The sequence below is a fragment of the Streptococcus intestinihominis genome (genome assembly GCF_046824975.1).
Classification (GTDB): Bacteria; Bacillota; Bacilli; order Lactobacillales; family Streptococcaceae; genus Streptococcus.
Window position 1 is genome coordinate 541196 of record NZ_JBKQBL010000001.1, and the last position, 2890, is coordinate 544085.

Annotated in this window: 3 protein-coding genes and 1 pseudogene; all 4 read right to left on the minus strand. The window is 43.7% G+C overall.

Annotation, left to right across the window (positions count from 1 at the left end):
• Nucleotides 1-599 (minus strand): annotated as a pseudogene (locus ACLOR3_RS02690) (sugar transferase); the annotation flags it as partial.
• A 19-nt stretch (nucleotides 600-618) separates the two neighbouring features.
• Nucleotides 619-1314, minus strand: a complete 696-nt coding sequence (locus ACLOR3_RS02695) for a tyrosine-protein kinase (protein WP_368387909.1) — start codon at nucleotides 1312-1314, stop codon at nucleotides 619-621.
• Between the two features lie 12 nt (nucleotides 1315-1326).
• Nucleotides 1327-2022 (minus strand): Wzz/FepE/Etk N-terminal domain-containing protein, encoded by a 696-nt coding sequence (locus ACLOR3_RS02700; protein WP_411400164.1) that lies wholly within the window; start codon nucleotides 2020-2022, stop codon nucleotides 1327-1329.
• Between the two features lie 42 nt (nucleotides 2023-2064).
• Complete coding sequence (cps4B, locus tag ACLOR3_RS02705; protein WP_411400165.1) at nucleotides 2065-2796, minus strand: capsular polysaccharide biosynthesis protein Cps4B; 732 nt, start codon at nucleotides 2794-2796, stop codon at nucleotides 2065-2067.
• Nucleotides 2797-2890: the final 94 nt, after the last annotated feature.

Genomic DNA, 2890 nt, shown 5'->3' on the forward strand with positions numbered 1-2890 from the left:
AGAAAGACTTCGTCTACCACTTCATAGGTCGCAAAATTCAACAGGTCTTCCTTTGGAACAACCCGAACAGAGGGGTGTTGAAAGTCTGGCCGGTCTAATACTGTCACCGCAACCACTTCCCCACCGCTATCATTGGACGAAAGGAGTCGATCCAGGACTTTATCCATACGAGAATGAGCCGTAATCAAGAGAATCTTGTGACTTCCTTTGAGACTATAATAGAAGCGTCTCCAGTAGCGTTTGATGAGGTAGTTCATCAAATAAAGGACAAGAGTATGAACTACCAAAAAGTAAATCATCCCGCGACGGGAGAGAGAGAACTTCTCCTCCAAAAAGAAGCTCGAAAAACTGATGGCAAGCGCAAAGCACAAGCTGTATTTCAAGGTTTGTAAGAAATCGACTAGATGCCCCCGCTTGAAATAATCTTGGTTGTAATCACTGACGTAAAAGGCTACGTAATGCAACAAATACAGATAGAAAATTGTATTAGAGTGGATTTCTGTCTCTGTCACAAAACTAAACAAATAAGCCACAACTAAGACTGGTAAGCTTTGGACAAAGGCCAAAGCAAATTTGTGAAATCCCCTTCCTTCTGTCATAATATCCCTATCCTATTCCTTATCTTTTTTTCCCATAATTCCCATAGTTCCCGTAATTACCATAGGAACCATATTTCTCTAATTGAACATCAAATTTATTGAGGACCACTCCTAGGAATGGTGTCCCCGTCTGCTCTAGTTGCTCTTTGGCCTTCTGTACAGCCTTGCGGCTCACAGCTCCTGCCGCCGTTACAACTAAGCTTCCATCACAGCGTTGAGCGATAATCGCTGCATCAATCACCATCCCAATCGGAGGAGTATCAACGATGATGTAGTCGTAGTGATTGCGAAGCGCCTCAAGGATGACCTCGAAGTTTTTACTTTGCAAGAGACCTGTCGGGTTTGGAGAAATCTGACCTGACAAGAGAACGTCCAATTTTGGATAGTCTGTTGTCGCAATCGCTTGGGAAATCTCACTCTTCCCAGAAAGGACTTCTGTCAATCCAGCGACACGGCCTTGGCTCTTGAAGACACCTGTCATCACCGAGTTACGGATATCCGCATCAATCAACAAGGTACGATAGCCCGCACGCGCAAAGGCTGTCGCTAAATTCGTAGAAATGGTTGATTTTCCTTCGTTTGGTTGCACAGATGAGATGGCAACGACCTTGATATTCGTCCCACTCAACTGAATATTGGTACTCAAGGCATTAAAATACTCTTCAGCCTGAGTCATCGCTGCTAATTTGCTTTTTACAATTTCTAAGGTTGCCATGAATTCTCCCTCTTACAGTTTTTTCACATTCGGGATCACACCTAATAGTGTGATACCCATCACTTCTTCGATATCTTCTGGTTTCTTCACACGGTCATCCAATACCTCTGACAAAATCACCAGAATGGAAATCAAGAGACCACCAAGGACAAAACCAATGACAACATTTCGTTTGATATTTGGTGAAGAAGGATTCTGCGGGACAACTGCCTCATCCAATGTTGTCACGTCAGACACCTTTGTTACAGCAATAATTTTTTCTGCCGCTACATCTTTCAAGCCATTCGCGATGCGAGCTGCTTCTTTTGGATCTGGGTCTGATGCTGTGATCGACAAAATCCGAGTATCTGTAGGTACTGCTACTGAGACTTTCTTAGCAAGCTCTGCTGGCGTCATTTCCAACTTCAACTCTTCAATAGCCTGGTTCAAGACATTTTGAGAAAGGATAATCTCACGATAGTCTTTAACCAAGTAGGATCCCGCTTGAAGATCTTGGTTGGTCAAGGCATTGTTTTCTTGATTCTGACGGCTGACCACGTAGATACGACTGGTACTTTGGTAGATTTTCTTCGCCACAAATGCGCTGTAGCCTAGGGCTCCGATCGCAAATAGCAAGGCCGTAATTAGAATTGAGAATTTACGACGCCATAAGGTTTTAAAGAGGGAGACCACATCCAATTCGATCTCTTTGCTCTCTTGGTTTTTCATATTCACTTTCTCCTTTTCAATCTCCGTGATGGAACTTGATGATTAAAACAATTCGTCATCCAATAATGTTTGCTGATTTTCAACAAAAAGGGCACGCGCCCGGTCACTGCCGTAGCGTTTTTCAATCAACTGATAAGCCTGGTCCATGTATGGAGGGCGCTGATCAACATTGTGCATATCGCTGGCAACAAAATGGACCAAGTCCTTATCCAAGAAATATTGGGCACGATGTTTCATGAACTTATAGCGATCACCAAACAACTTCGGCTTGAGGACACTCGAACTATTGATTTGGGTATAGCATCCCATTCGTATTAATTCTCGCACCCGTTTTTCATTTTTTTCCAAACAGTGGTAGCGTTCAATGTGGGCAACCACCGGAGTCACTCCTAAGCGCAAAACTGCACTTAAGGCCTGGTGAATCTCCTTGTAGGGGGTCGCCATACTAAACTCGATCAAGGCAAAACTGGTATCAGCAAGCGTTGGAATAGTCCCGGCTTCTAGCTTTTCTAGGATATCTCGCGTATAGTAGATTTCTGCCCCGAAATGCAGTTTCATTTCAGGGAGATCGGTCTCTACCATCTCTTTTACTGCCAAGTAGTTTTGATAGATCTTATCTTCTGGGGTTTCAAACATCCCTTTTCGACGATGGGACGTCGAAACGATGGTACGAACCCCTTGACGGTAGCTTTCCTCGATGAGGAGCTTGCTATCCTCAATCGTCTTTGGTCCATCATCCACATCAAAGACAATGTGTGAATGAATATCAATCATTGTTTTTTCCTTCCATGGTTTGGTTTATTTTTTCTTTGGCTTGTGCCACGCTATCAGCATTCAGCTCCATCATGTAAAGAGCAGATCCTGGCAT

Coding starts and splice junctions, on each gene's coding strand:
- cps4B (WP_411400165.1), bottom strand. CDS start 2,796: ATGATTGATATTCATTCACACATTGTCTTTGATGTGGATGATGGACCA.
- ACLOR3_RS02700 (WP_411400164.1), bottom strand. CDS start 2,022: ATGAAAAACCAAGAGAGCAAAGAGATCGAATTGGATGTGGTCTCCCTC.
- ACLOR3_RS02695 (WP_368387909.1), bottom strand. CDS start 1,314: ATGGCAACCTTAGAAATTGTAAAAAGCAAATTAGCAGCGATGACTCAG.